Source organism: Porphyrobacter sp. MBR-49 (assembly GCF_053628655.1).
This window is the reverse complement of sequence record NZ_JBRJGU010000002.1, coordinates 403,849-428,137: the sequence shown is the minus strand read 5'-3', so window position 1 is coordinate 428,137 and position 24,289 is coordinate 403,849. Positions and strand designations below refer to the sequence as shown.

Genomic DNA, 24,289 nt, shown 5'->3' with positions numbered 1-24,289 from the left:
ATGGCGGCTGGGCGCGGCGCGTGAGGCTCTGGGTCCCGGCCTGCGCCGGGATGACGATTAATTGGAAGGGCAACTCCGCCTCTTCAGCGGCCCATCGGCGAACACCCCTGCCACCCCTGCTTTCTTGAGCAACTGGGCCAGCTGCACATCGCCGCAGCCCTTGCCCTTGGGGTCATCGCCCGTCCGCAACATCGGCGGCAGAAACTCGTTCTCAGGTCGCACCGTCCACGCGTGCACCTCCAGCCCAGCCGTCTTGGCGTCGGCAACCAGCGATGTCAGTGTGCCCTCTGGCGTCAGTACCAGCCCTATATGCGCGCCAATCGCATTGGCATATTTCGCGATTTCGGCCAGCCCCGTCGGCGTCACCATTTCAGCATAGCGCATGGCGGGTTCATCCGCTGGGCCGCCAATGGGCGCCACTAGCTGCACCAGCTTGAAGTCTTCCCGCTTGTCGAGCCGCTGGAGCGGGCCGACTTCAAAGCTCTGGATGAACACTGGATCTGCGGGCGTGATGCCCAGCGTGCGCAGTTCGCGCAGCAGCAAATCGACCATGTCTATTCCTGCGTCCTGCAACAGGAATTCCGGATGCTTGATTTCGGGATAGAGGCCGATCCTGCGCCCCGTTGCCGCTTCCTTGGCGCGCACCAACCGCACGATCTCGGCGAAGGTCGGCACCTGATACAGCCCGTCAAACCGCGCATTGGCAGGCCGCAGCGACGGGATGCGCTCCTTCGCGCGCAGGGTGCGCAATTCCGCCAGCGTGAAATCTTCGGCGAACCAGCCTGCGACCTTTTGCCCATCAATGGTCTTGTCGCGGCGGCGGTCTTCGAATTCTTCGCGGGTGGCGACGTCGGTGGTGCCCGACAGCTCGTTTTCGTGGCGCGACACCAGTACCAGATCCTTCGTGGCGACCAGATCGGGCTCGATATAATCCGCGCCCTGATCGATCGCCAATTCGTAAGCGGCGAGCGTATGCTCGGGCCGCTCGGCACTCGCGCCGCGGTGGGCGATGATGAGCATATCCTCAGCCCCGGTGGCCACCGGGGCCAGCGCCATCAGCGCGATCAAAGCAAGACTGCGGACCATTCGTCTTCCCTGAAACCGACCAGAATACCGCCGGGATATTCGACGATTGGCCGCTTGATGATGCTTGGTTGCTGAACGAGCAAAGCGACAGCCGTGTGACTGTCAGATGTAAGTGCCTTGTCGGCTTCGGACAGCGCACGGTAAGTCGTGCCCTTGCGGTTTACCACCACATTAAGGCCAGCGGCAGCGATCCAGAAGGCGAGTCTGTCCGGATCAGCGCCTTCCTTTTTGTAGTTGTGGAACGTGTAGGGCTGGTCATGCGCGTCGAGCCACACCCGTGCCTTTTTCACCGTGTCGCAATTGGGGATACCGAAAAGGTGGATCATTGCTGTTTCCGTTCAAATCCGCGGGGCCAGATGCGCGTCGGCAATCGCCACTGCCAGCGCATCAGCCGCATCACTGCCCGCTATGGAGACACCCGGCAGCAGCACCTTGACCATCGCGGCGACCTGCGTCTTTTCCGCCCCGCCGGTGCCCGTGACTGCTTTTTTGACCAGCCTTGCGGCGTGTTCATTGACTGCTAACCCGGCTGCTCCGCACGCCGCCAGCACCGCGCCGCGCGCCTGTGCCAGCTTCAAAGTGGATTGCGGGTTTGTGTTGAGGAAAATTTCCTCGGCAGCGGCGCGATCGGGATGGTGGGAGGCGATCACTGCTGCAAGCCCGGATTGCAACACCGCCAGCCGCTTTGCCATCGGCGCGCTGGCATCGGTCTTGATCTGGCCATTGGCGATATGGCTGATCCGCGCACCTTCGCTACGGATCACGCCCCAACCGGTACAGGTCAGCGACGGATCAAGGCCGAGGATGATCAGCCCAGCTTCTCCATCACCTCGTCCGAGATTTCGTAATTACCCCACACGGTCTGCACGTCATCATCATCGTCAAGCGTGTCGATCAGCTTCATCAGCGTTCCCGCTGTCGCCTCGTCGACATCGACGGTGAGCACCGGCTTCCACGCCAGTTTGACGTTATCCGCCGCTCCCAGAGCCTGTTCAAGCGCGCCAGCCACGCCGTGGAGCGCGTCAGCGGCGGTCCAGATGGTGTGGCCGTCTTCTGATGATTCGACATCATCCGCGCCTGCTTCGATTGCGGCCTCTAACATCGCTTCCTCGTCACCCGCGTCCGGCCCATATTCGATCAGTCCGCGCCGTTCGAAGCCGTGCGACACGCTGCCTTCCGAGCCAAGATTGCCGCCGTTCTTGCTGAACGCGGTGCGGACATTGGTAGCGGTGCGGTTGCGGTTGTCGGTCAGCGCCTCGACGATCAGCGCCACCCCGCCGGGGCCATAACCTTCATAGCGGATCTCGACGTAATCCTCGCCGCCCGCCATGCTCGCCTTGTCGATCGCGCGCTGGATATTGTCCTTGGGCATCGACTGCGCCTTGGCGGCGTTGACTGCCAGCCGCAGGCGCGGGTTCATGTCGGGATCGGGCATGCCCATCTTGGCCGCCACGGTAATTTCGCGGCTCAGCTTGGAAAACATTGCCGATCGTTTTTTGTCCTGCGCACCCTTGCGGTGCATGATATTCTTGAACTTGGAATGGCCTGCCATTGGATGAACTTCACCGGAATGTTGGAAATGGTGGCGCGGGCCTTACTCCGATGGCGGACGGGGATGCAAGGGTGCGCGTGGCAGGCGCGATGCCGCGGCGAGCGCAGCAATGGCGCATCACGCGGCCTATAACGCGGTGTTTCTCGGGACCGATTACGGGTAGTGGTGACCGTTCAAATTTTAACTGCCGTACCGCTGGCGCTGACCATCAGCATCGAGCCATTGGCGCCGATCACTTCGTAATCGAGATCAATGCCGACCACCGCGTTACCGCCAATTGCCGCCGCTTCGGCCTGCAATTCCTCGATCGCCTGCTTGCGTGCGTCGGCCAGGATTCGTTCGTAACTGCCCGAACGCCCGCCAACCACGTCGCGGATATTGGCGAACAGATCGCGGAAGATGTTCGCGCCGACGATCACTTCGCCGGTGACGATGCCGAGGTATTCCTGAATCGGGTGACCTTCTATCGTGGGGGTGGTGGTGACGGTGATGCCGCGCGCGTCTTTCCATGGGGATGCCATCGGGTTTCTCCTATTGCTGTATTAGAGAGATAACACAGGCGAATAAAAACTCAATGACAGGCCGGTCTGCAACGCAGAAAATCACGCCATCCCGAGCGCGTTCTTGTAGGTTTCCAGCAGCATATCCTGTTCGCTGCGATCATCGGGCTTCATTTTACGCAGGCGCACGATCTGGCGCATGATCTTGGGATCGTAACCCACTGCCTTCGCCTCGGCATAGACGTCGCGGATATCGTCGGCGATGCCCTTCTTTTCTTCTTCAAGGCGTTCGATGCGTTCGATCAGCAGGCGCAGGCGGTCGTCGGTGGTTTCGGCCATCGGGTAATCTCCAGTGGAAACAGAATCAGTTGGAGCGGGCGATAGCCAGACTGCCGCGCCGATTGAACCGGCGGCGCAAATTAATCCTGTGTGTTCTTCGCCAAACTCGCTTCCATCGCGGCGATTTGTTCCGGCGTGGCGGGCGATTGGAAGCGTTCCTTCCACCGCGCGCTTGGCATTCCGTGGATCACCGCGCGCGCGGCTTCCTTGTCGCCGGGATACCCCGCATCACGAATCCAGTCGGCCAGGCAATTGCGGCAGAAACCGGCTAGCCCCATTAATTCAATGTTTTGCGCGTCATGACGATGGCGCAAATGACGCACCAACCGCCGAAACGCGGCAGCAGCCTGCACATCGTCAAGATCATCTAGCGGGTCGGCATTGCTATTCATCGCGGCTTTTCCTTGAGTTGCAAAATGGGTCTGTCATAGCCTGCCGTAACGAGGGATAGGCAACACCATGACACGACGCGATCAGATCAGGATCGACCCGCGCGGCCGCAAGGTCAAGATTCTCGCCACCATCGGCCCGGCCAGCCGATCTCCGGAGATGCTCGAAAAGCTGTTGCTGGCGGGAGCGGATGCGTTCCGCGTCAATATGAGCCACGGCGATCACGCCGATCACGAGGCCGCGATCAACGCCATCCGCGCGTTGGAAAAACAGTTTGCGCGGCCGATCGCGATCCTGGCCGATCTGCAAGGGCCGAAACTGCGCGTCGGCGTGTTCAAGAATGGGGAGGCGGTGATCCGCCATTCGGGCCACTTCGTGCTCGACCGCGATGAGACGCCCGGCGATGAAAACCGTGTATGTCTGCCGCATCCCGAATTGTTCGGCATTATGGAGCGCGGGCAGCGATTGCTGATCAATGACGGCAAAATCCGGCTGAAGGTGCTGGAGGCAGACCAAAATCGCATCCTATGCTCTGCCGAAGTTGGCGGGGTGATTTCGGATCGCAAGGGCGTGAACGTCCCTGATGCCGAAGTGCCGATCCCGGCGCTGACCGAAAAAGACCGCCGTGACCTTGCCTTTGCCACCGAACACGGAGCGGACTGGATCGCGCTCAGCTTTGTGCAACGGCCCGAGGACATCGCCGAAGCGCGCAAGCTGATCGGCAGCCGCGATATCGCTCTGTGCGCCAAGATCGAAAAACCGCAAGCCATCCACCGCCTCGATTCGATCATCGAACTCGCCGATGGCATCATGGTCGCACGCGGCGATCTGGGCGTGGAACTGGAACCGCACGAAGTCCCACCGCTGCAAAAACGCATCGTGGCTGCCAGCAGGCGTGCGGGCAAGCCGGTGATCGTGGCGACCCAGATGCTGGAAAGCATGATCGAAAGCCCGACCCCGACCCGCGCAGAAGTCTCCGACGTGGCTAATGCGGTTTATGATGGGGCGGACGCCGTGATGCTTTCGGCTGAAAGCGCAGCGGGCGCTTGGCCGGAAGAATCGGTAGCGATGATGCACGCCATCGCTGCTCAGGTTGAACGCGATGAGGGTTACAGGGAACGCGTGCGCTTCCTCGAAACCACGCCCGATGCGACCACGTCCGATGCGCTGGCCCATGCTTGTATGACCATCGCCGATACAGTGCCGATCAGCGCGATTACCGTGTTCACCTCCAGCGGTTCAACCGCTCGGCGTGTGGCGCGCGAAAGGCCCGGCACGCCGATGCTGGTGCTGACCCCGTCGATCCGCACCGCACGCCGCACGGCGCTGCTGTGGGGCGCGCACGCGGTGGCGACCAAGGATATTGGCAGCTTCGAAGAAATGATCGGCAAGGGCCGCCGCATGGCGCTGCGCCATGGGTTTGGCACGGCAGGCAGCAAGTTGATCGTGCTGGCAGGCGTGCCATTCGGAACACCGGGCAGCACCAATCTGTTGCATGTTGTGACCGTGACCGGTGATGAGTTGGACAAGCACGCGGAGTAGGCTTTGGCTGGACGTTTGCATCCCGCCTGATACCTTTGCCGTGCGCGCCGATTCTTACCGGTGCCAGCAAGGGAGGGTGCAATGAAACAGGCAGTGATTGGGTTGGCCGCAATCGGGCTGGCAGGCTGTGCGACATATGGCGCGGATGCAGCGCCGGAGCAGGCCGCTGCGCCGCCCGCGCCTGAGGCGATGATGTGCAATGCCGAGCCGGTGCAGTACCACATCGGGCATGATGCGACGCAAGCAATGGGCACCGCAATTCTGAAAGAAAGCGGCGCGCGCACCCTGCGCTGGGGCCCGCCCCGCTCAGCATGGACGATGGATTACCGGCAAGACCGGGTAAATGTGCAATACGACGACCAAATGAAGATCATCGCGATCACCTGCGGATGAGTGAGCGGCAGTGGGCAACATCGGGTTCGCCGTTTGAAACCACCTTCGGCTTTGCCCGCGCCGTGCGTGAGGGGAACCGGATCATAGTCGCAGGAACCGGCCCGGTCGAACCTGACGGGAGCACTACCCCCGGCGGCGCGGCGGCACAGGCGGAGCGATGCTGCACCATCATCCGCGCCGCGATTGAGGAACTCGGCGGTTCAGCCGCAGACGTCGTGCGAACCCGGATGTTGCTGACCGACCCCGCCGACCAAGAAGCGGTTGGCGCAGTGCACGCGCGGTTTTTCGGCGCAGCGCGCCCGGCAGCGACAATGGCCGGGGTTGCGTGGCTATGCCGCCCAGAATGGCGAGTCGAGATTGAGGCTGAGGCGGCAATCGGCGCTAGCCACAGCGTTTGAAACGCATGCCACAGACCGATGAAACGCATGCCACAGACCGACAGATTGCGACAATCGCGCCGCGCTTAGCAAAAATGCGCAAGGCTCTTGCATGGGCCAGACTTTTCTAACCCACGCAACCCGGTTAGAGACCTTGGCTATGTACGGACAATTTCAGCTCACCGACGATCAGCTCGCGATCCGCGAGGTGGCCCAGCGGTTCACCGCCGACAACATCACCCCCCATGCGGCCGAGTGGGATGAAAAACACATCTTCCCGCGCGAGACGATCAAGCAAAGCGCCGAACTCGGCTTCGGCGCGATCTATGTCTCGGAACAATCGGGCGGGATCGGCCTTGGGCGGCTGGAGGCGGCGCTGATCATGGAGGCGATGGCCTATGGCTGCCCGTCGACATCGGCGTTTATTTCGATCCATAACATGGCATCGTGGATGATTGACCGCTTCGGCGGGGAGACGGTGAAGGCGAAGTATCTGCCCCAGCTGATCACGATGGACAAAATCGCCAGCTACTGCCTGACAGAACCTTCCAGCGGATCAGACGCCAGCGCGCTGCGAACCACCGCGCGCCGGGACGGGGACTACTATGTCCTCAACGGCACCAAGCAGTTCATCTCGGGTGCGGGCGCAAACGAGATCTACGTGGTGATGGTGCGCACCGGCGAGGATGGGCCGAAGGGCATTTCCTGCCTTGTGATCGAAAAGGACATGCCCGGTGTCAGCTTCGGCGCGAATGAGAAGAAACTCGGCTGGCATTCGCAACCGACCGCGCAGCTGATCCTTGAGGATGTGCGCGTGCCTGTCGAAAATCACATCGGCGGCGAGGGTGAAGGTTTCCGCATCGCGATGATGGGGCTGGATGGCGGGCGGCTGAATATCGGCGCTTGCTCGCTCGGCGGGGCGCAAAGGTGCCTCGACGAAGCGATCAAATACACCAAGGAACGCACCCAGTTCGGCCAGCCTGTCGCCGAGTTCCAGAACACCCAGTTCATGCTCGCCGATATGGCGACCGACCTGGAAGCTGCCCGCGCGCTGCTTTATCTGGCGGCAGCAAAAGTGACCGACAACGCGCCCGACAAAACGCGTTTTTCTGCAATGGCCAAGCGGTTGGCGACCGACAACGGCAGCGCCGTGGTCGACCGCGCGCTGCAATTGTTCGGCGGTTATGGCTATCTTCAGGACTACCCGATCGAACGCTTCTGGCGCGATTTGCGGGTGCATTCGATCCTTGAAGGCACCAACCAGATCATGCGCATGGTCGTGGGCCGGGACCTGTTGCGGCAGTGAGCGCGATGCAACTTGCACTCACCACGCTCGTGGTGCCTGATTATGATGCGGGCATCGCGTTCTTTGTCGGCACGCTTGGCTTCGATCTGATCGAAGACAGCGATCTTGGTTCAGGCAAGCGCTGGGTCGTGGTCGGCGGCGCGGACGGCGGCCGCTTGCTGATCGCTAAGGCAACGACCGAGACGCAGTCCGCCGCGATTGGTAACCAGACTGGTGGTCGTGTCGGTTTTTTTGCGCACACAGATGATTTCGCAGGCACTCAGGCACGCCTTGTCGATGCAGGGATACTTTTTCACGAGCAACCGCGCCACGAAAGCTTCGGCACTGTTGCGGTCTTCAGCGATCCGTTTGGCAATCGCTGGGATCTGATCGAACCGAAAGAACCGGCCCAATGACCGACGATGTTTTCATCCGAACCAATGGCCCGATTGGCCATATCTCGCTCAATCGTCCCAAGGCGCTGCACGCGCTAACACTGGAAATGTGCCATTCGATGAGCGCAGGCCTGACCGAATGGGCGAATGATGACAATATCAAGGCGGTGATCGTCGATCATGCAGAAGGACGCGGGTTCTGTTCCGGCGGCGACATCGCATTCCTGCGTGATTCGGCGCTGAATGATGGGGGTGTGTCGGGACGCAAGTTCTTCCACGACGAATACCAGCTTAACCACCAGATGTTCACCTATGGCAAGCCGATCGTCGCCTTTATGGACGGCATCACTATGGGCGGGGGCGTGGGTATTTCGCAGCCCGCCAGGCACCGCGTGGCGACCGAGAATACGCGGCTGGCCATGCCCGAAACCGGGATCGGCCTGTTCCCGGATGTTGGCGGCGGCTGGTATTTGTCGCGGCTCGGTCGGCGGCTGGGTCAGTTCCTCGCACTCACAGGCGCGCGGCTTGATGGGGCGGAATGCTTGTGGACAGGTCTTGCCACGCATTACGTCCCGGCCGAGATGTTGGAGGATATCAAGGCGCGAATCCACGATCATCCTGATCGGATCGCAGGCATCCTGTCCGAACCGGTTGGCACCCCGCCCAAGGCGCGGATCGAAGCCAATGCTGACAAGATAGCCAAGCATTTCGCGTCTGACGCTTACGAGGACATCCTGGCCAGTCTCGACGCTGCCGCTGATGCAGGCGACGACTGGGCGATGAAGGAGCGAGACACGCTCGGCACCAAAAGCCCGCAGACCTGCAAGGTCGCGCTGCGGCAATTGGCACAAAGCGCGGCGCTGACCGACTTTGCCGATAATATGCGGATGGAATATCGCATCGCCAGTCGTGTCCTGACCCGCCCCGATTTTGCCGAAGGCGTGCGCGCGGTGATCACCGACAAGACCAACGACCCCAAATGGAACCCGGCAACGCCCGAGGACGTGACCGAGGAGCTGCTCGACGCAATTTTCGCACCCCTGCCCGAAGGCGAGGAGTGGGTGCCCCTGCAGTGAACCATTTTATGGATTGTTTCCTTCGTCATTGCGAGCGAAGCGAAGCAATCCAGTCCGGCGCTATCTGGATTGCCGCGTCGCCTGCGGCTCCTCGCAATGACGAAAATGGAGACCGAAATTGGCTGATTACGAAACCATCACCGTCGAAACCGACGCACAGGGCCACAAGGGCGTCACGCTGCTGACGATCAACCGTCCGCAGGCGCTGAACGCGCTTAATTCCACAGTGCTGGAAGAGCTGATCCATGCTTTCGCCGCCTATCAGGCCGATGGCTCGCAGCTGTGCGCGGTTTTGACCGGCAGCGGCGACAAGGCTTTTGCGGCGGGCGCGGATATCAAGGAAATGAGCGACAAGGCGGCCGCCGACTTCTACCTCGACGACTTTTTTAGCCCCTGGACGGCGGAGATCGTCAAGAAGACCCGCAAGCCTTGGATCGCGGCCGTGAATGGTTTTGCGCTGGGCGGCGGTTGCGAGCTTGCCATGATGGCGGATTTCATCATCGCTTCCGACAAGGCGAAGTTTGGCCAGCCCGAGATCAAGCTGGGCGTCGCGCCGGGCATGGGCGGATCGCAGCGGCTGACCCGCGCGATCGGCAAATCGAAGTCGATGGAAATGTGCCTCACCGGCCGGATGATGGCGGCCGAGGAGGCCGAGCGCAGCAATCTGGTGGCCCGCGTGGTGCCGCATGAGGAACTGATCGCCGAGACGCTGAAGACCGCAGCAAGCATTGCCGCGATGCCGCCGATGGCGGTGATCGCCAACAAGGAGATGGTCAATTCGGCGTTTGAAATGACGCTGGATCAGGGCTTGATCGTCGAGCGCCGGATCTTCCAGATCCTCACTGCGAGTGAGGACAAGGCCGAAGGCATGGCGGCGTTTATCGAAAAGCGCGAGGGGCAGTGGAAGGGGCGGTGATCTTCGGCTTCGGCCTGCTTGCCGTCGGCCTGTTCTTCTGCTGGCTCGCGAGCCGATTGTGGAAGTACCGCGATGGCGGCTCGATCAGTCTTCTGGAGGCCGCAATCCTCAAGGCGAGCGGGGAAGAGCCGCTGCCTCGCACCAAGTTTGACAGTTGGCTTCACGATTTTCAGATGGTGATGTCAGGGCTCTTCGGAATTCTGCTGGTTGCAGTCAGCATCTATGGTCTCCTTGAGGAAGCGGGTTTGACATGAAAATCGCCTTTATCGGTCTCGGCAACATGGGCGGCGGGATGGCTGCCAATCTGGTTAAGGCTGGGCACGACGTCCGCGCCTTCGACCTCTCCGGACCCGCGCTCGCCGCCGCACGCGAGGCAGGGTGCACGACCTTTGCCACTGCCAAGGAAGCCTGCGCAGGTGCAGATGCGGTCGTCTCGATGTTGCCCAACGGGGCGATCGTCAAACAGGTCTATTGGGACGACGTGATCGGCCATGCGCCCGAAGGTGCGATCCTGCTCGATTGTTCGACCATCGACGTTGCCACCGCGCGCGAGGTGATCTCGGTCACGGAGGCGCATGGCTACCAAATGGTCGACGCGCCGGTGTCCGGCGGGATTGCCGCCGCCAATGCCGGTACGCTGACTTTCATGGTCGGCGGCACCCCTGAAGCCTTCGCCCGCGCCCAGCCGATCCTCGCCGCGATGGGCAAGGCGGTGATCCACGCAGGCGACGCAGGGAACGGACAGGCCGCCAAAATCTGCAACAACATGCTGCTGGCGATCCACATGATCGGCACCTGCGAAGCCTTCACGATGGCCGAAAAGCTGGGTCTGGACGCGCAGACGTTCTACGATATCTCCAGTGTTTCATCCGGGCAGAACTGGTCGATGACGTCTTACTGCCCCGTCCCCGGCGTCGGGCCGGTCACGCCTGCTGACAACGACTATCAGGGCGGGTTTGCTGCAGGACTGATGCTGAAAGACCTGCGGCTGGCGATCGAGGCGGCGAAGGCTGCAGGCGCCAAGGTTGAACTCGGCGAACACGCCCGCGCGATCTACGAAGCCTTTGCCAAGGACAATGCCGGGGTCGATTTTTCAGGGATCATCCGCACGCTGTAATGCGCTGCTGCCGAAATCAGGGGCATTGGCCCTCTGAAGCGATTTTCAGCCGGTCTGCGGCCTGCTCGTCACTCCGCTGTAGTGCCTCGATGGTCTGTGCGATCACGCTGCAGTCAAACCGGGCACCGCGTCCTATCGCGGCTCCTGTAATTTCGCTGAAAGTGCTGGGGGGCAACACCCGCATTCCGCGCCGCAGGAAGGTGTCGTTCCAACGGTCTGTACCGCTGACGATGTCGATCAGGGTGCGCTGCCCCACACCGCCCGCCTCGCCGAGCACCGCCGGCCCCAGCTCTTGCAGCAATGTATCGGACGTGGATGCCTTGAGGAATAGCGCTGCATAGCGCCGCGCCGCCTCAGCTTCATCACCGGCTGCAAGCGCGAGACGCAACACCGTTTCCTGGGCCACCGGCTCGCGCCAGCCCCGCTGACCGGCGATCTGGATCGTGACGCCGGCTTCCTCGATAAGGCCTGCCTTGGTCTGAGCCACAGCCAGCAAGGTCAGATTTTCAGCCGGGATCGGGCGTCGGCGAACCAGCCTTTGCGCTTCTTCAAGCGCAAGCGCGGGGTCACTACCCTCGATTGCGCGCGCGGCCACCACGGCCTGCGCCGAACTGCGCAGCGGCCCCGGCACCGCAGATGCCAGCGCCGACGTGGTCGCTGCCTGCCGGTCGATCTGGACGAAGGTGGTGATCAGCGCGAGCGCAAACAGCGCGCCGAACCATGCCACTCTGGCGATCATGGCCGCGCTCTCCCCTGATCATCGGCGGTGCGCGCCAGCATCAGCAAGGCGAATCCCGCCAGTGCAAGCAAGGTCTGGCTTCGCAGGGGGTAATCCGAAATTGATTGCAGGGCGATCATCACAAGAAACACGCTGCCCGACCACGCAGCCCAGCGCTGCGGCGAATGCCGGGCACGCCAGCTGAGCAAGGCAACCAGCAGCAGCCACAGCGCCGCCAGCACAAGTCCGGGCAAACCAGCCTCAATCGCCAGTTCCAGATAATCATTATGCGCCCGCCCAGCGGTGCGTTGAGTCAGGTTTTCAAGCGATTCGTCGACTTGGAACACCTCGTCGAAGGTTCCCATCCCCGCACCGGCAGGCCAATAGCGCGCAGCGGTGTAGCTGGCATCATCCCAGATATAGCGGCGCGGATCATCTTTCGCCTCAAACCGTTCAATTGTTTTTTCGATCGGGCCGGGCGCGGTGACGGTCAACGCTGCGGTGCTGACCGCCACGAGGCCAATGGCCCCCAGCATGATGGCGAGTGGTCGTGCAGCAATTCCGCGGGCATCAACCGTTTCGCGTTCCCGCACGAACCACCAAACGGCCTTGATTCCAGCCATTGCCAGGGGCAGCATTGCCAGCACCACCGCAGTGCGTGATCGGGTCAGGATGATGGCCAGCAACAGAACCGCACACACGGCCAGCCTGACGGCCACCATTGCCAAGTGCGGTTTGGGAGCAGGCAACAGCGCTGCAAGCGTGAGGCTAAACCCAAGCAGCAAGCCGGTTGAATTGCGATTGGCGAAGGTGCCGAGCAGGACATCTCCGGGATTGCGTGCACCAAACAGCGTGGCCTCGTTGCCAGTTGCTCCGAGTTGGAACACGCCAAGCAGGGTGGTGGCTATGCCAAACCCGACCACTAACCAGCCCAGCCCGATGAGGCGCTGGCGCGGCAGCGTCCAGCCTGCAGCCAGAATCGCCATCGGTGTGATCAATGCTGTAAACGCAAGCAGCGTGCGTAGCGGGCTGACGCTCAACGGCATCCAGCCGACGACCCCGGTCAATTCAAGCGAGCGGGTGACAAGATTGCGGCCCGGAATTTCCTCCCACAAGCTGGGGGGCAGCGGCACAATCTGGATCAGCGGCAAAAGTAGTGACGCAGACACCAGGATGCGCAGAAGAACCGGCGATTGTGCCCAGAATTGCAAGAACGCTCCGCGACTTGGTAACAGTATCGCCAAAGCGACCAATTTGACGGCAAGGTTGGCAAGACCGAAATAACTTCCGCCCCCTCCAAGAACAAAGGCGACACACAAGAGTGCTGCTAGGCCGGAAAAGGTCGTACGCTCTGTCAGGTTCTTGTCCAATGGCGTTACCTTACACCAAGCTGTTCCTGTCCTGACGATACGCCAAAGGGCCACAGAAAAAACCCGGCATCGCGTGCCGGGTACTTTTTCGATGGAGCTTGTTTTTCAAGAAAACTGAAGGCGGTCAGGTGCCCGGCGACTGGTTGTTATCGCCAGAACTGGCGGCAATAATGATTGCGCCAATGATCGCAGCGGTAGCCAGCAGAGCAATGATGATCGTTTCTGCATTCACTTCTCTGTCTGAATTCGATTCGCCTTGCGCAGCGCGTCCAACACCCGGCTTCGACGCCGAGACCCGGTACACCGATGCACTATCGCCCGCACGCGTGTTCGCCTGAGCGGCAACCGGTGCAAGCGCCATGGTGGCGGCTGCGGCTGCCATCACGGAACGAGCGGCAAATTTGATCATCGGCAAATCCTCGTGAAACTTCTTCGTATTAATACTTAGTGCATTGCAACATACATGGCAACCCGCTCGATAGGGTGGAACGGTAAACGAAGCGTGTTTCTGCTGCCAAAGCGCGTTAAGCTGCGCTTATTGGGTTTTGCAAAACTTGACGGGCTCGACGATTTCAATCCTGCTTGAAAACCGTTGCATCCGGTTTGAGCAAAGGCTGGAATCGGGATATATCACCGCCCAATACGACCCGGTCGCCGTGACGAAGCCAAGCGTGGGCATCGAATTGACCATTCGCCAATTTTGCTGTCCCGACCACGATTTCGCTTGGGATGCTCAGGCGGGCTAGCCAGCGCTGCCCCGCCAGTGCCTGAACGAGGCAATCTGATCGCCACGGCACGCGCGCCGCCATGCGGGAGATGAAGAACGCCGCCTCGTCGCAACGGCGCACGATTTCGGCGGGTGAATTTTCCGTTGCACGCAATATCGCCACCTTGCGGTTGCGCTCCATCACGCCGTGGGGCCTGATGCGGGCTAATCCGATCCTTGCGGTGCCAAGGTCAATCAAGCCGCGTAGAGCAAGCACCAAAAAGCGTGGGAGAGAATACGCGCTACGCATCGTAGATCACGGGCTAACGCACGCCGTATCACGCCTGCGCGATAAGGTCGCTTGCGGCCAATTCATCAAGAAACGTGCGCAGGTCATGTTCTGCCGTATCACGATCAACTTCGTAGTGTTCAAGGATTCTGTCGCACACCTCGCTCGGGAGGTTGCCAGCAGTAAGGCCTTCCCACAACAGTGCCCCGACCGGATCGAGCCCGAAATAGGTGCCATTGGCGAGGTGCAAGACGACCATTTCATCGCCAACGCGATTTGCGATCGCCTGATCGCTGATTGTCCAGCGGGAATTGAGGATATCAGTCACACAGAATCTCCGGATCATGCTTGCCCGCGCCGCCAGTGCGCGGGGCGTTGCCGGCGGAAGGCTCAGACCCTAATTTTCGCGATAGCGGGAAAATAGTGAGACGACATGATCGAGTGCAGAGCGATAGTCAGGCAGGTGATGCGGGTAACGCTCCATCATCACCTTGGCAATGCCGCCGAAATCAAATCCGCTGCCTGCTATCGCAAGGCAATCGGTATCGATCTGCACCTTGGGTGAGTGCGCCGGGACGCGCTGGCTTGACCCCGCCTTCGCATCATCGGCAGAAATGACCCGGCTGAGAAAGGTCGACTGCCGGAATGCGCCGCGCGTTTCACCGGTCGCGGAATCGATCACTTCGCCGTCCCATGACCACACATAGTGATGATCGGCTAAGTTTGCCTTTGATCCGGGCTCTGATCCAGTCACCGGCCATCGACAAGTTCGGGTTGGCCGTAGGCGGCGATGTCTTAGCTGGAGGCACGGATCATCACGAAAGGCTTCCTTGCCGTTCGGCCAGCGGTATTGGTCTGCGGTTATCCATGATGGCTTTGATGATTTGATGCACTGCACCGAGACGGTTGAAATCATGCGGATAGGAAAGCCGGTAAGCCGGAACCTTAAGTGCCAGCTGCGACAGCCCCGCCAGCCGCCGGGCACCGCATCGCGGGTCTTTGGGGTCGAGCGAGAAACTCTGTTCGACCAACGCGATGCAAGCGCGGGTGCTGTTCATAGGTGTGGCAACGGCATCGGTCGCGCCGCATTCGCCAGAAAGAAAGAACATGGCGGCGAGCGGCATTGGCTGACCCGCTGATTTCGGAAGGGTCGGGAGGTGAACGTGCCGCTTGTCCGAATAATCCGCCATCGGCGATGTTGCTGCATCATTTCCAAGCAGGCTGGTGATTGCTTCGGGAAACAATCTCAGGCTTGGATAGACGGTCTGCGCAAGAAAACCGTTCACCCCTGGCGTGACAATTGCCGCATCATCACCCAGCAGCTCGCAGCCAGCTTGATGAAGGCTGGTCGCAAGCGTTGATTTGCCGGCACCAGACTGCCCCAGAAACAGCGCTAGTCGATCACCAAAGCGCACCGCACTGGCGTGCAACACCAATTCGCCCAGTTCAGCCAGCAGGCGCGGCGCGATGTGATCGTGCAGGATGTGAATGAGAACGGGTTTGGAGGTTTCCGGGCTAATGTCGAATCCGGTAATGGAGCGATCGCCAAAGTTGATCCGGAAGCGGGCGACATCGTGGAAATGGAATGACACCACGTCCCCGTCCCGCTCGATCAGCAGCGGCGGGGTCTGATCTTTATCGGAAAGTGCGGGTCGGTCGGGTAGGTTGATGCCGACAGGAATATGGGCGCCCAGATTCACGAACCGCCAAACAGAAAGGGGGCCCGTGACAAACGGACCCCGCTCTATAATTTCTTCAAACAAATCAGTCGTTATGATGCTGACTATGCCCTTTGATCGCCTGCGATCTTACGCGCGACGCTTCGAGCCGTTGTTGCCCACTTCGATGGTCGATCCGACGCCACCTGCGGTCAGATTGGCAAATTCGCCATAGACTACAAGCCTTGGGCGTGAATACTCGACTTTGCCGTTCGCGGTCTCATTGCGCTGCGCCATGTCTGATCCCCATAAAATCACCTATCCCGAAAACGGGACATCCACCAAAACAGGTAGCTCAAGGTCTTTTGTGTTGCAACTGCTAACTGGCCATGCCGCGCGGCGTCAACCGCAGTTAGTCGTTCTGATCGGACGAATGGATGCAGCACATCAGTCCACCCCGGCTTCGCTCCGCCCAGCCAATGGACAGCCACCGCGTCGCCAAACAGCCAGCCAACATGCTCTTTGCCGACGCGCCAGCGCACCGCATCGGGCAGCAGCCCGGCCATCGACCGACGCAGGATGATCTTGGGCCAGCCGTCATGTTCGATCTGATCGGCGGGCAGCGTGAGCACGAATTCAATCAGGCGGCGGTCGAGGAACGGATCGCGCGGTTCGATTCCGAATTGCGCCGCCACCCGGTCATAACGCTCGCGGGCAACCACGACATAGGGGTGCATCACCAGCGCGCGGCGGTCATCGCAGCGACCATCGAGTTTCAGTGCGATATGGCGGGCATGGGCGGCGCGGCGCTCTGCCATGTTGATCGACCGGGCAAGCGCGGGGGCGATCATGCTGGCTTGATCGGCGCGGCGTTGGCGCGATGTTGCCCCGGCGCGGCGGCGCAGCGCGCGCAGGCCTTCGGGCACCACAACGTGCCTTGCGCCGTTGATAAAGGTTGGGGCAGGCGGCATTTCCGCTCCCCAGAACTGGCGTGCTCCCGCCGCTTCGCGCCATGCACCGATGATATCGCCGCGCCGCAGCCGCCAAGCGACCATGTCATCGGCCATCAACGTCGTATCGCCAGCCACCCCGTCAAGCATAATGGAGACGCCCTCCTGCTGCGCTGCAAGATAGACCGCCCGCAGCATGGCCATATCTCCATCAAACGGCTCACCGCTCTGCTGTGACAGGCGCACCAATTCATTCGCATGGGCGGCGAAATCCTCGATTGCGATGTCGTGCGGGGCGAGGTGCGCCATGGTCTGCGCCGCGCGGATGGTGCGGGTTTCGGCGCAGCCTCGGGCGCTGCCGGTGGCTGAAAAAGTGGGGAGCGGGGGCATCCCGGCCTTTTGCAACAGCCGCGAAGCCACCGCCACGACTGATCCCGAATCCATCCCGCCCGACAGCATCGACCCAAGCTTTCCCGCAGGCGCCCGAAGCCGCGAACGCACCGCTTCGGTAAAGACTTCCAGAAAGGCATCGGCATAGGCACGATCATCTGCCAGCCGCAGCGGGGAGGGGGGCGGCAACTCCCAGTAACGCCATATCCGCAGCACATCGCCTTCCACGATCAGCGCATGGGCGGGCGGAAGGCGGTAGATGCCCTGATAGAAGGTCGAGATCAGATCACAGGCCTCAAGATCTTCGAGAAAATCGCCGATCCGCGCTTCATTGATCCGGCGCGGGATCGCGGGATGACTGGCCACCGCATCGGCATCGGTTGCAAAGGCAAAAATCTGGCCGGGCGCGTGATGGTAGATCAGTTGCCGCATCCCCACCTGATCGCGGGCGCAGAACAGACGCTGGCTTGGCGCATCCCAGATGGCGAAGGCAAAATCGCCGAGCAGGTGAGCGAGGCAGGCGGTGCTCCATCGCAGATAGGCGCGCAGCACCAATTCGCCGTCACCAATCATCCGCCCGGCATTGGTTAGGCCCAGCGCAGCGAGCAATTCATCACGATTGTCGATCCGTATGTCGCCGGTGATGACGCAGCCGCTTGGCGCGTGGTGAAAGGGGAGCTGTTCTTCCAGCGCTTCGGGTGTGGTCGCCAGCAGCGCATGGCCGAGAGCCGCCGCCCCTTCAGCCCACACCGCGCTGCCATCCGGGCCGCGCGGAGCGAGGGATCGGAGCATTCCGGCAAGCTCGTCCGGGGCGCACGCGGCCCCACCAAGCCGCACGACGCCGCAGATGCCGCTCATCGCCGGGCCTTTTCTTCAGCTTGCTCGATTACCTTGAACCCCTGTGGTGTGACCTCGATAATGCGGTCGGCGAGCGCAAGACTGGCGGGACGATGGGTGATGATGATCACCGTACGGTCAGTCAGCAGATCGGCGCAGGATTGAATGAATGCGGTTTCCCCGTCGAGATCGAACATGCTGGTGGCTTCGTCAAAAATATAGATCGGCGGATCGCGGAATAGCGCGCGAGCCAGCGCCAGCCGTTGCCGTTGCCCGCCCGACAGCCGCACGCCGCCATCGCCGATTTCGGTCGCCAACCCGCGCGGCAGACGTTCGATAAACTCCCACGCCTGCGCCAGCCGCGCCGCCTTTTCGATTGCCGCAGGGTCAGGATCGGGGCACCCGAAAGCGATATTCTCGGCAATCGATCCGTAAGCCAGCAAGGGGCGTTGCGGCACATAGCCGAATTGCCGCCGCAGATCCTGAACTTGCAGATCGGCAATATCCACGCCGTCGAGCGTAATGCGCCCCTGATCCGGCTGATAAAACCGCAGGATCAGGTTGACGAGGGTGGATTTGCCGATGCCGTTGTCACCCGTCAGCGCGATGGTTTCACCCGGTGCGATGGCAAGGCTCGCATTGGTTAGCACCGCCGGCCGGCCGGGATAGGCAAAGCTCACCGCGTCTATCGCAATCGCGCCCCTTGCCCGTTCGATCCGACGCTTGCGGTCATAACCGGGTTCGGGCCGCATCGCGAACACTGCCTCCAGCCGTGCAAGTGTCCCCTTGGCAATTTGAAATCTGCCATAGGTATCGGCCAGGCTGCCGACCGGGCGGGTCAGCAGCGCGGCGTAGAACAGGAAGGCAAACATTTCGCTGGGGCTGCGCGCGCCGTCCTGAACCTGCGCACTGCCGATAACCAGAATGACGATCGCCGCGATGGCCGCCACCAGCGCCACAATCGGTCCGATAAAGGCGGTGATCCGGGCCTGTTTCAGCTTCAGCAGCCGCGCCTTTTCAACCGCCGCTGCGTAGCGCGATCGATGTTCGCGCTCGACCGCGAAGGCTTTGATCGCGGGCAGCATCTCGATATCGCTTTCGGCAATCCAGACGATATCGACCTCGGCACGGCGCACCTGCCTGCCCAGCACCCTGAGCCGCCTGCCCACCCACTTCATCACGATGAAAAACGGCGGGATCAGGATCGGGATGGTGAAGGTCAGCACCGGATCGATGATGAACAGGATGATGAAGGCACCAGCCGCCGTCATCGCCATTGATGGCACCCGCGCCAGCGTGGCCGTGAGGAAGGTGCTGAGGTTTTCGACCTCGTGGCTCATCAGGCTGAGCAGGTCGCCGCCGCGGCTGCGATCATGGAACGCCATCGGCATCGCCACAATGCGTTCGTGGGTTTCCTTGCGCAAATTGGCGAGAATTCGCCCCGATGCCCGTTCGGATAGGATCGCAACCATGATCGTTGTCCCGGCCAGCCCGGTCAGCGCGACGGCCAGCAGGATCAGCGTCTCATCGAGATTGACCGCAGCTTCGCCAACCATGCTGGCTGCAAGCTGGGCAGCCAGCCACGGAAGTGCCAGCGTGACCGCCGAACTGGCGAGCGAAAGCCCCCCGATCAGCGCCAGTTCGCCCCGAAACCGGCTGGTCCAATGCCGCAGAAACGCCAGCCGCATGTCAGCGTTTCCCGATCAGCAGTTTGCCGATGCCCTCAGTCCAGCGGCGCAGGTGCAGCGCGGGCCGTGGCCAGCCGTCCGCATCAGGAAAGCGGGCTTGCAAAAACGCATCATCGGGAAGGGCGGCATAGCGAAACACGCGCGCCTTTTCGCTCAACCCAGAGCAGGCGGCAAGGTCGCGGCGTAAGCGCCACAGATGCGAGGATGAGCTGAAATAGGCGGCAACGCCGTGATTTTCCGGTGCGTGTGCCATTGTGTCGGCAACCGCCTCAGGCACGGCTGTGCCTAGTGTGCGCTGCGCAAAGGCCAAGCTGTTGTGCACCATCGCCTGCGTGCCCGTGGACGCGGCGCGCTCACCCAGCGCCTGCCAATCGCTCGCACCAAATATTCCGGTCAGCAAGTGTGTATCGACCGCCCAGATCAGGCGGTCAGTTTCAAATACTTCATCTGCCCCCACATGATACCCGAACAGGCCGTGTGCGGCGCGATTGATCGCGATCAGGATGAGGTTGTCGACCGGCCCGATGCCGCGAGCGAGGGAGGATAAGCGGTCAAGCGCGATGGTTTGGTCAAAGCGCAGTCCTCTCTCGATCATCCGCGACGCGGCGGCGCTGGCATTGATGCGCCAATGAATGTCGACCGTCGGGATAAACCCGATGGCGGTGTCGCATAACCAGCTTTCCTGCAGCGCTTTGGTATCACCAGCCTCGCGCCAGCCGCATGAACGCAGCACCTGCCTCACCTGTTTGCGGCGCGCGCCGGGCACAAAGATGTCGGTGTCGCCGCGCTTCCGCATCGCCGGATCGTGATAGATCGAATAGGCAAGCGCGGTCCCCTTGGTGACGATCGCACGGATATCTGCTGCCGCGAAGGCTTCGAGCAGCGGGGCAATCGCGGCGCGGTGGCTATCCTCCCAGAACGATTGCACCCCAGCCTGCTGCCGCACCGCACGGGCGAGCGCCGGTGGCCAAGTGGCGAAAGCCACCGGGGCCTGCGCGATCAGCAGGGCAACCCCGTGAAAGGCAATCCGGTGCGCCGCTGCGTCTACATCGCCGGAACATTCCGTCGGCCATGGTGGAACCTGCTCGTCGCGCAGAATGCTGGAAACGCAGCGCGCAAGGTACTGGTCGAGCGCAGCAATGTTCATGGCGATAAGATCCGGCGCATCACTCTTTCGGTCTCCAGCCCGCGACGTAATCGCTGCCCGGTTGTCCCGCGGCCATTGCCAGATGGCAAGCATTCCCGCGATAAGGCAATTTGAAGCGACTGCAAGCCGGACGGGCACTTTGCGATTGACCTGCGGAAACCGTGCTGCGATGCGGCGTCAAGTTGGTACGTGTTGATTTAGGTTGATTTAGAGAGGCAGCGGTCACCCGCTATGGCAATTGGAAGCAACAGGCGGGGCATCATTTTAGCTGGCGGCTCCGGCACGCGACTTTACCCGTTGACGCGGGGCGTTTCCAAGCAATTGATGCCGATTTTTGACAAGCCGATGATCTATTATCCGCTCAGCACGCTGATGCTGGCGGGGATCCGCGATATTCTGATTATCACGACGCCCGAAGATGCCGCGCAGTTTCAGCGGGTGCTGGGAGATGGGTCGGATTTTGGCGTTTCGCTGTCCTATGAAGTGCAGCCCAAGCCTGAAGGACTAGCGCAGGCGTTTCACATCGGCGCGGATTTCGTGCGCGGGGGGCCGAGCGCGCTGATCCTCGGCGATAATATCTTCTACGGCCACGGCCTGCCCGCATTGTTGGGCAATGCCGATGCGCGTGCCAGCGGGGCGAGCGTGTTTGCTTACCGGGTCAATGATCCCCAAGCCTTCGGCGTGGTGGAATTTGATGCGGACGGCAAGGCGGTGTCGATCGAGGAAAAGCCCAAGCTGCCCAAATCGAACTACGCGGTCACGGGCCTGTATTTCTATGATGAGACGGTGGTGGACCGCGCCCGCGACCTTGCGCCCTCGCCGCGCGGCGAGCTGGAGATTACCGATTTGAACCGGCTCTATCTTGATGAAGGCTCGCTGGCGGTCGAGATCATGGGGCGCGGGTTCGCGTGGCTCGACACTGGCACCCATGCCTCGCTGCTCGATGCGGCGACCTATGTGCGGATCACCGAGGAACGTCAGGGCCTGAAGATCTGCTGCCCCGAAGAAATCGCGTGGAGGCAAGGCTTTATCACCACCGACCGCTTGCGTGAAATTGCCGAGCCGCTGCGCAAATCGGGCTACGGCGAATATCTGCTTGGCCTGCTGGAAAACCCGGTGCTGGCGTGAAGGTTGTTCAAACCGCCATTCCCGGCCCGCTGATCATCGAACCGCGCGTGTTCGGTGATGCGCGCGGGTTTTTCATGGAGACTTGGAATACGGCCGCGTTTGCGCAAGCGGGACTGAATGTCACCTTTGTGCAGGACAATCACAGCCGCTCGCAAAAGGGCGTGCTGCGCGGGCTGCATTTCCAGAACCCGGGTGCGCAGGGCAAGCTGGTGCGGGTAACGCGCGGCGCGGTGTTCGATGTGGCGGTTGATCTGCGCGCCTCATCGCCGACATTCGGTCAGTGGGTCGGAGTGGAACTGAGCGCGGACAACAACCGCATGTTCTGGGTGCCCGAAGGCTTTGCCCACGGCTTCCTGACGCTGGAGGATGACACCGACTTCCTCTACAAATGCACCGCTCCCTATGCCCCGCAGTCCGAACACACCCTGGCCTGGGATGATCCGGCGGTGGGGGTTGCATGGCCGGCGGCAGGGATCGATCCGATCATCTCTGACAAGGACGCGCGCGGGCTGGCGCTCGGCGATGTGCCGGTGTTTGCATGAAAGTACTGATCACCGGCGCGAACGGCCAGCTGGGCGGCGCTTTGCAACGCCTGACCCCGGATTGGGCCGAGGTGAGCGTGATCGGCGCTGATGATTGCGACTTCACCGATATCCCGATGCTGCGCGCGCGGCTGTCGGTGGAGGCGCCCGACATCATTCTCAACGCAGCGGCTTATACCGCAGTGGACAAGGCCGAAAGCAACGAAGACCTGGCCCGCGCGATCAACGCCGATGCGGTGGCTGCGATGGTCGCAGCGATGGCGGAAAGCGGCGGCAAGCTGGTGCATATATCGACCGATTTCGTGTTCGATGGCGAGGCAAGCGCGGCCTACGAGCCATCAGCAGCCCGCAACCCCCTGTCTGCCTATGGCCGAACGAAAGTCGCAGGCGAGGATTACTTGCGCGCCGACGACCTGCTGGTGCGCACTGCATGGGTTTACGAAGCAGGCGGGGCGAATTTCGTGCGCACCATGATCCGGCTGATGAACGAGCGCGATGAACTGGGCGTGGTTGCCGATCAGGTGGGTGCGCCGACCTGGGCGAGCGGGCTCGCGCACACCATCTGGGCACTGGTTAAAAAGGGCGCGACCGGCACCTTCCATCACTGCGATGACGGGGCGTGCAGCTGGCACGATTTCGCGGTCGCCATCGCCGAGGAAGCGCACGCGCTTGGTCTGATCGCGCGCATGCCTACCATCCGCCCGATCACCACCGCCGATTACCCCACACCTGCAAAGCGCCCGGCATTCTCGCTGCTCGATTGCAGCGCCACGCGAGCGTTTCTGGGCGACACCCCGGTTCACTGGCGCACCAACCTGCGCCTGATGCTGCAAGAGGAAGCAAAGCTTGGCTAATCTGCTCGTCACCGGCGGCGCCGGCTTTATCGGCGGCAATTTCGTGCATTACTGGAATGCGCAGCACCCGGACGACGGGGTGACGGTGCTCGACGCGCTGACCTATGCGGGCAACCGCTCGACGCTCGAAGGCACCAATGCCGAACTGGTGGAAGGCGACATCCGTGACACCGCGCTGGTGGAAAGCCTGCTAAAGACCCGCGACATCACCACCATCGTCCACTTCGCCGCTGAAAGCCATGTCGACCGGTCAATCACCGGGCCGGACGCCTTCATCGACACCAATATCCTTGGCACCAATAGCCTGCTGAAAGCCGCGCGGGCTGTTTGGCTGGCTGGCGATGGACGCGCCCACCGCTTCCACCATATCTCGACCGACGAGGTGTTTGGCTCGCTTGGCCCGCATGATCCGGCCTTTAGCGAGGTCACGCCCTATGCGCCCAACTCGCCCTATTCGGCCAGCAAGGCCGCGTCCGATCATCTGGTGCGCGCCTATCACCACAACTACGGGCTGGAGGTGACGACCAGCAATTGTTCGAACAATTACGGCCCCTATCAATACCCTGAAAAGCTGATCCCGCTGTTTCTGCTCAACGCGCTGCACGGGCGGCCCTTGCCAATCTATGGCGACGGGATGAACGTGCGCGACTGGCTGCACGTCGAAGATCACTGCCGCGGGATCGAAGCCTGCCTCACGCGCGGAATACCGGGCGAGACCTACAATATTGGCGGCGGGGCAGAGCTGCCCAATCTCGAAGTGATCGCCGCAATCTGCCGCGAAGTCGACCGCGTCTTTGCCGAGATCGAAGGGCTGGCCGAGCGCTACCCGCAAGCGCCCGCAGCGCGCGGTGAACCAACCGAAACCCTCAAAACCTTCGTCACCGACCGCGCCGGCCACGACCGCCGCTACGCCATCGACGAGACCAAAGCCCGCGCCGAACTGAACTACGCCCCGAAGCACGGCTTCGACGAAGGCCTCCGCCAGACATTGCGATGGTATCTCGATCACGAAAGTTGGTGGCGCCCGCTGTTGGCGCGCTGAAC

General features: G+C 61.6%; 31 protein-coding genes. 13 read left to right on the top strand and 18 right to left on the bottom strand.

Annotation, left to right across the window (positions count from 1 at the left end):
• Positions 1–57: 57 nt before the first annotated feature.
• The 7 genes from ACSSV3_RS04330 to ACSSV3_RS04300 form a co-directional block, all read right to left on the bottom strand.
• Positions 58–1,086, bottom strand: a complete 1,029-nt coding sequence (locus ACSSV3_RS04330; RefSeq protein WP_354324036.1) for a glycerophosphodiester phosphodiesterase family protein — start codon at positions 1,084–1,086, stop codon at positions 58–60.
• On the bottom strand, positions 1,065–1,412 hold the full coding sequence (locus tag ACSSV3_RS04325; protein ID WP_354324034.1) for an arsenate reductase: 348 nt from the start codon (positions 1,410–1,412) through the stop codon (positions 1,065–1,067). The genes ACSSV3_RS04330 and ACSSV3_RS04325 overlap by 22 nt, the downstream gene beginning before the upstream one ends.
• 12 nt (positions 1,413–1,424) lie before the next feature.
• Positions 1,425–1,898 carry a crossover junction endodeoxyribonuclease RuvC gene (gene ruvC, locus ACSSV3_RS04320; RefSeq protein ID WP_354324100.1) on the bottom strand — a complete coding sequence of 158 codons (474 nt, stop codon included), beginning with the start codon at positions 1,896–1,898 and terminating at the stop codon, positions 1,425–1,427.
• Positions 1,895–2,638: a YebC/PmpR family DNA-binding transcriptional regulator gene (locus ACSSV3_RS04315; RefSeq protein ID WP_354324032.1), complete on the bottom strand. Its 744-nt coding sequence runs from the start codon at positions 2,636–2,638 to the stop codon at positions 1,895–1,897. Before ACSSV3_RS04315 ends, ruvC begins: the two co-directional genes overlap by 4 nt.
• Positions 2,639–2,811: 173 nt before the next feature.
• The gene (locus ACSSV3_RS04310; RefSeq protein WP_354324030.1) at positions 2,812–3,159 is read right to left on the bottom strand and encodes a heavy metal-binding domain-containing protein; all 348 of its coding nucleotides are present in this window, start codon (positions 3,157–3,159) and stop codon (positions 2,812–2,814) included.
• 81 nt (positions 3,160–3,240) lie between these two features.
• On the bottom strand, positions 3,241–3,477 hold the full coding sequence (locus tag ACSSV3_RS04305; RefSeq protein ID WP_354324029.1) for a DUF2312 domain-containing protein: 237 nt from the start codon (positions 3,475–3,477) through the stop codon (positions 3,241–3,243).
• 80 nt (positions 3,478–3,557) lie between these two features.
• The gene (locus tag ACSSV3_RS04300) at positions 3,558–3,869 is read right to left on the bottom strand and encodes a DUF1244 domain-containing protein (RefSeq protein WP_354324027.1); all 312 of its coding nucleotides are present in this window, start codon (positions 3,867–3,869) and stop codon (positions 3,558–3,560) included.
• A 67-nt stretch (positions 3,870–3,936) separates the two neighbouring features.
• On the opposite strand from ACSSV3_RS04300, the gene pyk reads away from it, so the two are divergent.
• The 9 genes from pyk to mmsB all read left to right on the top strand — a co-directional run bounded on the left by pyk (position 3,937) and on the right by mmsB (position 10,968).
• Entirely contained in the window at positions 3,937–5,409 is a 1,473-nt protein-coding gene (gene pyk / locus ACSSV3_RS04295) for a pyruvate kinase (RefSeq protein ID WP_354324025.1), read from the top strand.
• A gap of 81 nt (positions 5,410–5,490) precedes the next feature.
• Entirely contained in the window at positions 5,491–5,802 is a 312-nt protein-coding gene (locus tag ACSSV3_RS04290) for an I78 family peptidase inhibitor (RefSeq protein ID WP_354324024.1), read from the top strand.
• Positions 5,799–6,200 carry a RidA family protein gene (locus tag ACSSV3_RS04285; RefSeq protein WP_354324022.1) on the top strand — a complete coding sequence of 134 codons (402 nt, stop codon included), beginning with the start codon at positions 5,799–5,801 and terminating at the stop codon, positions 6,198–6,200. Before ACSSV3_RS04290 ends, ACSSV3_RS04285 begins: the two co-directional genes overlap by 4 nt.
• A 139-nt stretch (positions 6,201–6,339) precedes the next feature.
• Positions 6,340–7,485, top strand: coding sequence for an acyl-CoA dehydrogenase family protein (locus ACSSV3_RS04280; RefSeq protein WP_354324021.1), 1,146 nt, complete (start codon positions 6,340–6,342; stop codon positions 7,483–7,485).
• Positions 7,486–7,490: 5 nt separating this feature from the next.
• On the top strand, positions 7,491–7,880 hold the full coding sequence (locus tag ACSSV3_RS04275) for a VOC family protein (RefSeq protein WP_354324020.1): 390 nt from the start codon (positions 7,491–7,493) through the stop codon (positions 7,878–7,880).
• On the top strand, positions 7,877–8,935 hold the full coding sequence (locus tag ACSSV3_RS04270; RefSeq protein WP_354324018.1) for an enoyl-CoA hydratase/isomerase family protein: 1,059 nt from the start codon (positions 7,877–7,879) through the stop codon (positions 8,933–8,935). The genes ACSSV3_RS04275 and ACSSV3_RS04270 overlap by 4 nt, the downstream gene beginning before the upstream one ends.
• Positions 8,936–9,053: 118 nt before the next feature.
• The gene (locus tag ACSSV3_RS04265; RefSeq protein WP_354324016.1) at positions 9,054–9,851 is read left to right on the top strand and encodes an enoyl-CoA hydratase-related protein; all 798 of its coding nucleotides are present in this window, start codon (positions 9,054–9,056) and stop codon (positions 9,849–9,851) included.
• Positions 9,848–10,105 carry a hypothetical protein gene (locus ACSSV3_RS04260; RefSeq protein ID WP_354324014.1) on the top strand — a complete coding sequence of 86 codons (258 nt, stop codon included), beginning with the start codon at positions 9,848–9,850 and terminating at the stop codon, positions 10,103–10,105. Before ACSSV3_RS04265 ends, ACSSV3_RS04260 begins: the two co-directional genes overlap by 4 nt.
• Positions 10,102–10,968 carry a 3-hydroxyisobutyrate dehydrogenase gene (gene mmsB / locus ACSSV3_RS04255; RefSeq protein ID WP_354324012.1) on the top strand — a complete coding sequence of 289 codons (867 nt, stop codon included), beginning with the start codon at positions 10,102–10,104 and terminating at the stop codon, positions 10,966–10,968. The genes ACSSV3_RS04260 and mmsB overlap by 4 nt, the downstream gene beginning before the upstream one ends.
• 16 nt (positions 10,969–10,984) lie before the next feature.
• Here mmsB and ACSSV3_RS04250 read toward each other — a convergent pair whose 3' ends face one another.
• The 11 genes from ACSSV3_RS04250 to ACSSV3_RS04200 all read right to left on the bottom strand — a co-directional run bounded on the left by ACSSV3_RS04250 (position 10,985) and on the right by ACSSV3_RS04200 (position 20,721).
• A complete protein-coding gene (locus ACSSV3_RS04250; protein WP_354324010.1) occupies positions 10,985–11,707 on the bottom strand; it encodes a hypothetical protein in 723 nt (240 codons plus the stop codon).
• The gene (locus ACSSV3_RS04245; RefSeq protein WP_354324008.1) at positions 11,704–12,855 is read right to left on the bottom strand and encodes an O-antigen ligase family protein; all 1,152 of its coding nucleotides are present in this window, start codon (positions 12,853–12,855) and stop codon (positions 11,704–11,706) included. The genes ACSSV3_RS04250 and ACSSV3_RS04245 overlap by 4 nt, the downstream gene beginning before the upstream one ends.
• A gap of 325 nt (positions 12,856–13,180) precedes the next feature.
• Positions 13,181–13,465, bottom strand: coding sequence for a hypothetical protein (locus ACSSV3_RS04240; protein WP_354324006.1), 285 nt, complete (start codon positions 13,463–13,465; stop codon positions 13,181–13,183).
• A gap of 163 nt (positions 13,466–13,628) precedes the next feature.
• The gene (locus ACSSV3_RS04235; RefSeq protein WP_354324004.1) at positions 13,629–14,072 is read right to left on the bottom strand and encodes a lasso peptide biosynthesis B2 protein; all 444 of its coding nucleotides are present in this window, start codon (positions 14,070–14,072) and stop codon (positions 13,629–13,631) included.
• Positions 14,073–14,100: 28 nt separating this feature from the next.
• Positions 14,101–14,379, bottom strand: a complete 279-nt coding sequence (locus ACSSV3_RS04230) for a PqqD family protein (RefSeq protein WP_354324002.1) — start codon at positions 14,377–14,379, stop codon at positions 14,101–14,103.
• Between the two features lie 69 nt (positions 14,380–14,448).
• Positions 14,449–14,805 (bottom strand): hypothetical protein, encoded by a 357-nt coding sequence (locus ACSSV3_RS04225; protein ID WP_354324000.1) that lies wholly within the window; start codon positions 14,803–14,805, stop codon positions 14,449–14,451.
• 61 nt (positions 14,806–14,866) lie between these two features.
• On the bottom strand, positions 14,867–15,814 hold the full coding sequence (locus ACSSV3_RS04220; protein ID WP_354323998.1) for a hypothetical protein: 948 nt from the start codon (positions 15,812–15,814) through the stop codon (positions 14,867–14,869).
• 45 nt (positions 15,815–15,859) lie between these two features.
• Positions 15,860–16,006, bottom strand: a complete 147-nt coding sequence (locus ACSSV3_RS04215; protein ID WP_354323996.1) for a lasso RiPP family leader peptide-containing protein — start codon at positions 16,004–16,006, stop codon at positions 15,860–15,862.
• 17 nt (positions 16,007–16,023) lie between these two features.
• A complete protein-coding gene (locus ACSSV3_RS04210) occupies positions 16,024–17,907 on the bottom strand; it encodes an asparagine synthase-related protein (protein ID WP_454184748.1) in 1,884 nt (627 codons plus the stop codon).
• Positions 17,904–19,574 (bottom strand): ABC transporter ATP-binding protein, encoded by a 1,671-nt coding sequence (locus ACSSV3_RS04205; protein ID WP_354323992.1) that lies wholly within the window; start codon positions 19,572–19,574, stop codon positions 17,904–17,906. The genes ACSSV3_RS04210 and ACSSV3_RS04205 overlap by 4 nt, the downstream gene beginning before the upstream one ends.
• Position 19,575: 1 nt before the next feature.
• The gene (locus tag ACSSV3_RS04200; RefSeq protein ID WP_354323991.1) at positions 19,576–20,721 is read right to left on the bottom strand and encodes a nucleotidyltransferase family protein; all 1,146 of its coding nucleotides are present in this window, start codon (positions 20,719–20,721) and stop codon (positions 19,576–19,578) included.
• Positions 20,722–20,952: 231 nt separating this feature from the next.
• On the opposite strand from ACSSV3_RS04200, the gene rfbA reads away from it, so the two are divergent.
• Genes rfbA through rfbB form a run of 4 tightly spaced genes read left to right on the top strand, consistent with a single transcriptional unit; the run spans position 20,953 to position 24,287 of the window.
• Positions 20,953–21,849, top strand: coding sequence for a glucose-1-phosphate thymidylyltransferase RfbA (rfbA, locus tag ACSSV3_RS04195; RefSeq protein WP_354323990.1), 897 nt, complete (start codon positions 20,953–20,955; stop codon positions 21,847–21,849).
• Positions 21,846–22,391 carry a dTDP-4-dehydrorhamnose 3,5-epimerase gene (gene rfbC, locus ACSSV3_RS04190; protein WP_354323988.1) on the top strand — a complete coding sequence of 182 codons (546 nt, stop codon included), beginning with the start codon at positions 21,846–21,848 and terminating at the stop codon, positions 22,389–22,391. The genes rfbA and rfbC overlap by 4 nt, the downstream gene beginning before the upstream one ends.
• Positions 22,388–23,245, top strand: coding sequence for a dTDP-4-dehydrorhamnose reductase (gene rfbD / locus ACSSV3_RS04185; protein WP_354323986.1), 858 nt, complete (start codon positions 22,388–22,390; stop codon positions 23,243–23,245). The genes rfbC and rfbD overlap by 4 nt, the downstream gene beginning before the upstream one ends.
• Positions 23,238–24,287 carry a dTDP-glucose 4,6-dehydratase gene (gene rfbB / locus ACSSV3_RS04180; protein WP_354323984.1) on the top strand — a complete coding sequence of 350 codons (1,050 nt, stop codon included), beginning with the start codon at positions 23,238–23,240 and terminating at the stop codon, positions 24,285–24,287. Before rfbD ends, rfbB begins: the two co-directional genes overlap by 8 nt.
• The last annotated feature ends 2 nt before the right edge of the window (positions 24,288–24,289 follow it).

Bases quoted from the DNA above. Each gene is read 5' to 3' on its own strand.
- ACSSV3_RS04330 (WP_354324036.1), bottom strand. From the start codon at position 1,086: ATGGTCCGCAGTCTTGCTTTGATCGCGCTGATGGCGCTGGCCCCGGTG.
- ACSSV3_RS04325 (WP_354324034.1), bottom strand. From the start codon at position 1,412: ATGATCCACCTTTTCGGTATCCCCAATTGCGACACGGTGAAAAAGGCA.
- ACSSV3_RS04315 (WP_354324032.1), bottom strand. From the start codon at position 2,638: ATGGCAGGCCATTCCAAGTTCAAGAATATCATGCACCGCAAGGGTGCG.
- ACSSV3_RS04310 (WP_354324030.1), bottom strand. From the start codon at position 3,159: ATGGCATCCCCATGGAAAGACGCGCGCGGCATCACCGTCACCACCACC.
- ACSSV3_RS04305 (WP_354324029.1), bottom strand. From the start codon at position 3,477: ATGGCCGAAACCACCGACGACCGCCTGCGCCTGCTGATCGAACGCATC.
- ACSSV3_RS04300 (WP_354324027.1), bottom strand. From the start codon at position 3,869: ATGAATAGCAATGCCGACCCGCTAGATGATCTTGACGATGTGCAGGCT.
- pyk (WP_354324025.1), top strand. From the start codon at position 3,937: ATGACACGACGCGATCAGATCAGGATCGACCCGCGCGGCCGCAAGGTC.
- ACSSV3_RS04290 (WP_354324024.1), top strand. From the start codon at position 5,491: ATGAAACAGGCAGTGATTGGGTTGGCCGCAATCGGGCTGGCAGGCTGT.
- ACSSV3_RS04285 (WP_354324022.1), top strand. From the start codon at position 5,799: ATGAGTGAGCGGCAGTGGGCAACATCGGGTTCGCCGTTTGAAACCACC.
- ACSSV3_RS04280 (WP_354324021.1), top strand. From the start codon at position 6,340: ATGTACGGACAATTTCAGCTCACCGACGATCAGCTCGCGATCCGCGAG.
- ACSSV3_RS04275 (WP_354324020.1), top strand. From the start codon at position 7,491: ATGCAACTTGCACTCACCACGCTCGTGGTGCCTGATTATGATGCGGGC.
- ACSSV3_RS04270 (WP_354324018.1), top strand. From the start codon at position 7,877: ATGACCGACGATGTTTTCATCCGAACCAATGGCCCGATTGGCCATATC.
- mmsB (WP_354324012.1), top strand. From the start codon at position 10,102: ATGAAAATCGCCTTTATCGGTCTCGGCAACATGGGCGGCGGGATGGCT.
- ACSSV3_RS04250 (WP_354324010.1), bottom strand. From the start codon at position 11,707: ATGATCGCCAGAGTGGCATGGTTCGGCGCGCTGTTTGCGCTCGCGCTG.
- ACSSV3_RS04240 (WP_354324006.1), bottom strand. From the start codon at position 13,465: ATGATCAAATTTGCCGCTCGTTCCGTGATGGCAGCCGCAGCCGCCACC.
- ACSSV3_RS04235 (WP_354324004.1), bottom strand. From the start codon at position 14,072: ATGCGTAGCGCGTATTCTCTCCCACGCTTTTTGGTGCTTGCTCTACGC.
- ACSSV3_RS04215 (WP_354323996.1), bottom strand. From the start codon at position 16,006: ATGGCGCAGCGCAATGAGACCGCGAACGGCAAAGTCGAGTATTCACGC.
- ACSSV3_RS04210 (WP_454184748.1), bottom strand. From the start codon at position 17,907: ATGAGCGGCATCTGCGGCGTCGTGCGGCTTGGTGGGGCCGCGTGCGCC.
- ACSSV3_RS04205 (WP_354323992.1), bottom strand. From the start codon at position 19,574: ATGCGGCTGGCGTTTCTGCGGCATTGGACCAGCCGGTTTCGGGGCGAA.
- ACSSV3_RS04200 (WP_354323991.1), bottom strand. From the start codon at position 20,721: ATGAACATTGCTGCGCTCGACCAGTACCTTGCGCGCTGCGTTTCCAGC.
- rfbA (WP_354323990.1), top strand. From the start codon at position 20,953: ATGGCAATTGGAAGCAACAGGCGGGGCATCATTTTAGCTGGCGGCTCC.
- rfbD (WP_354323986.1), top strand. From the start codon at position 22,388: ATGAAAGTACTGATCACCGGCGCGAACGGCCAGCTGGGCGGCGCTTTG.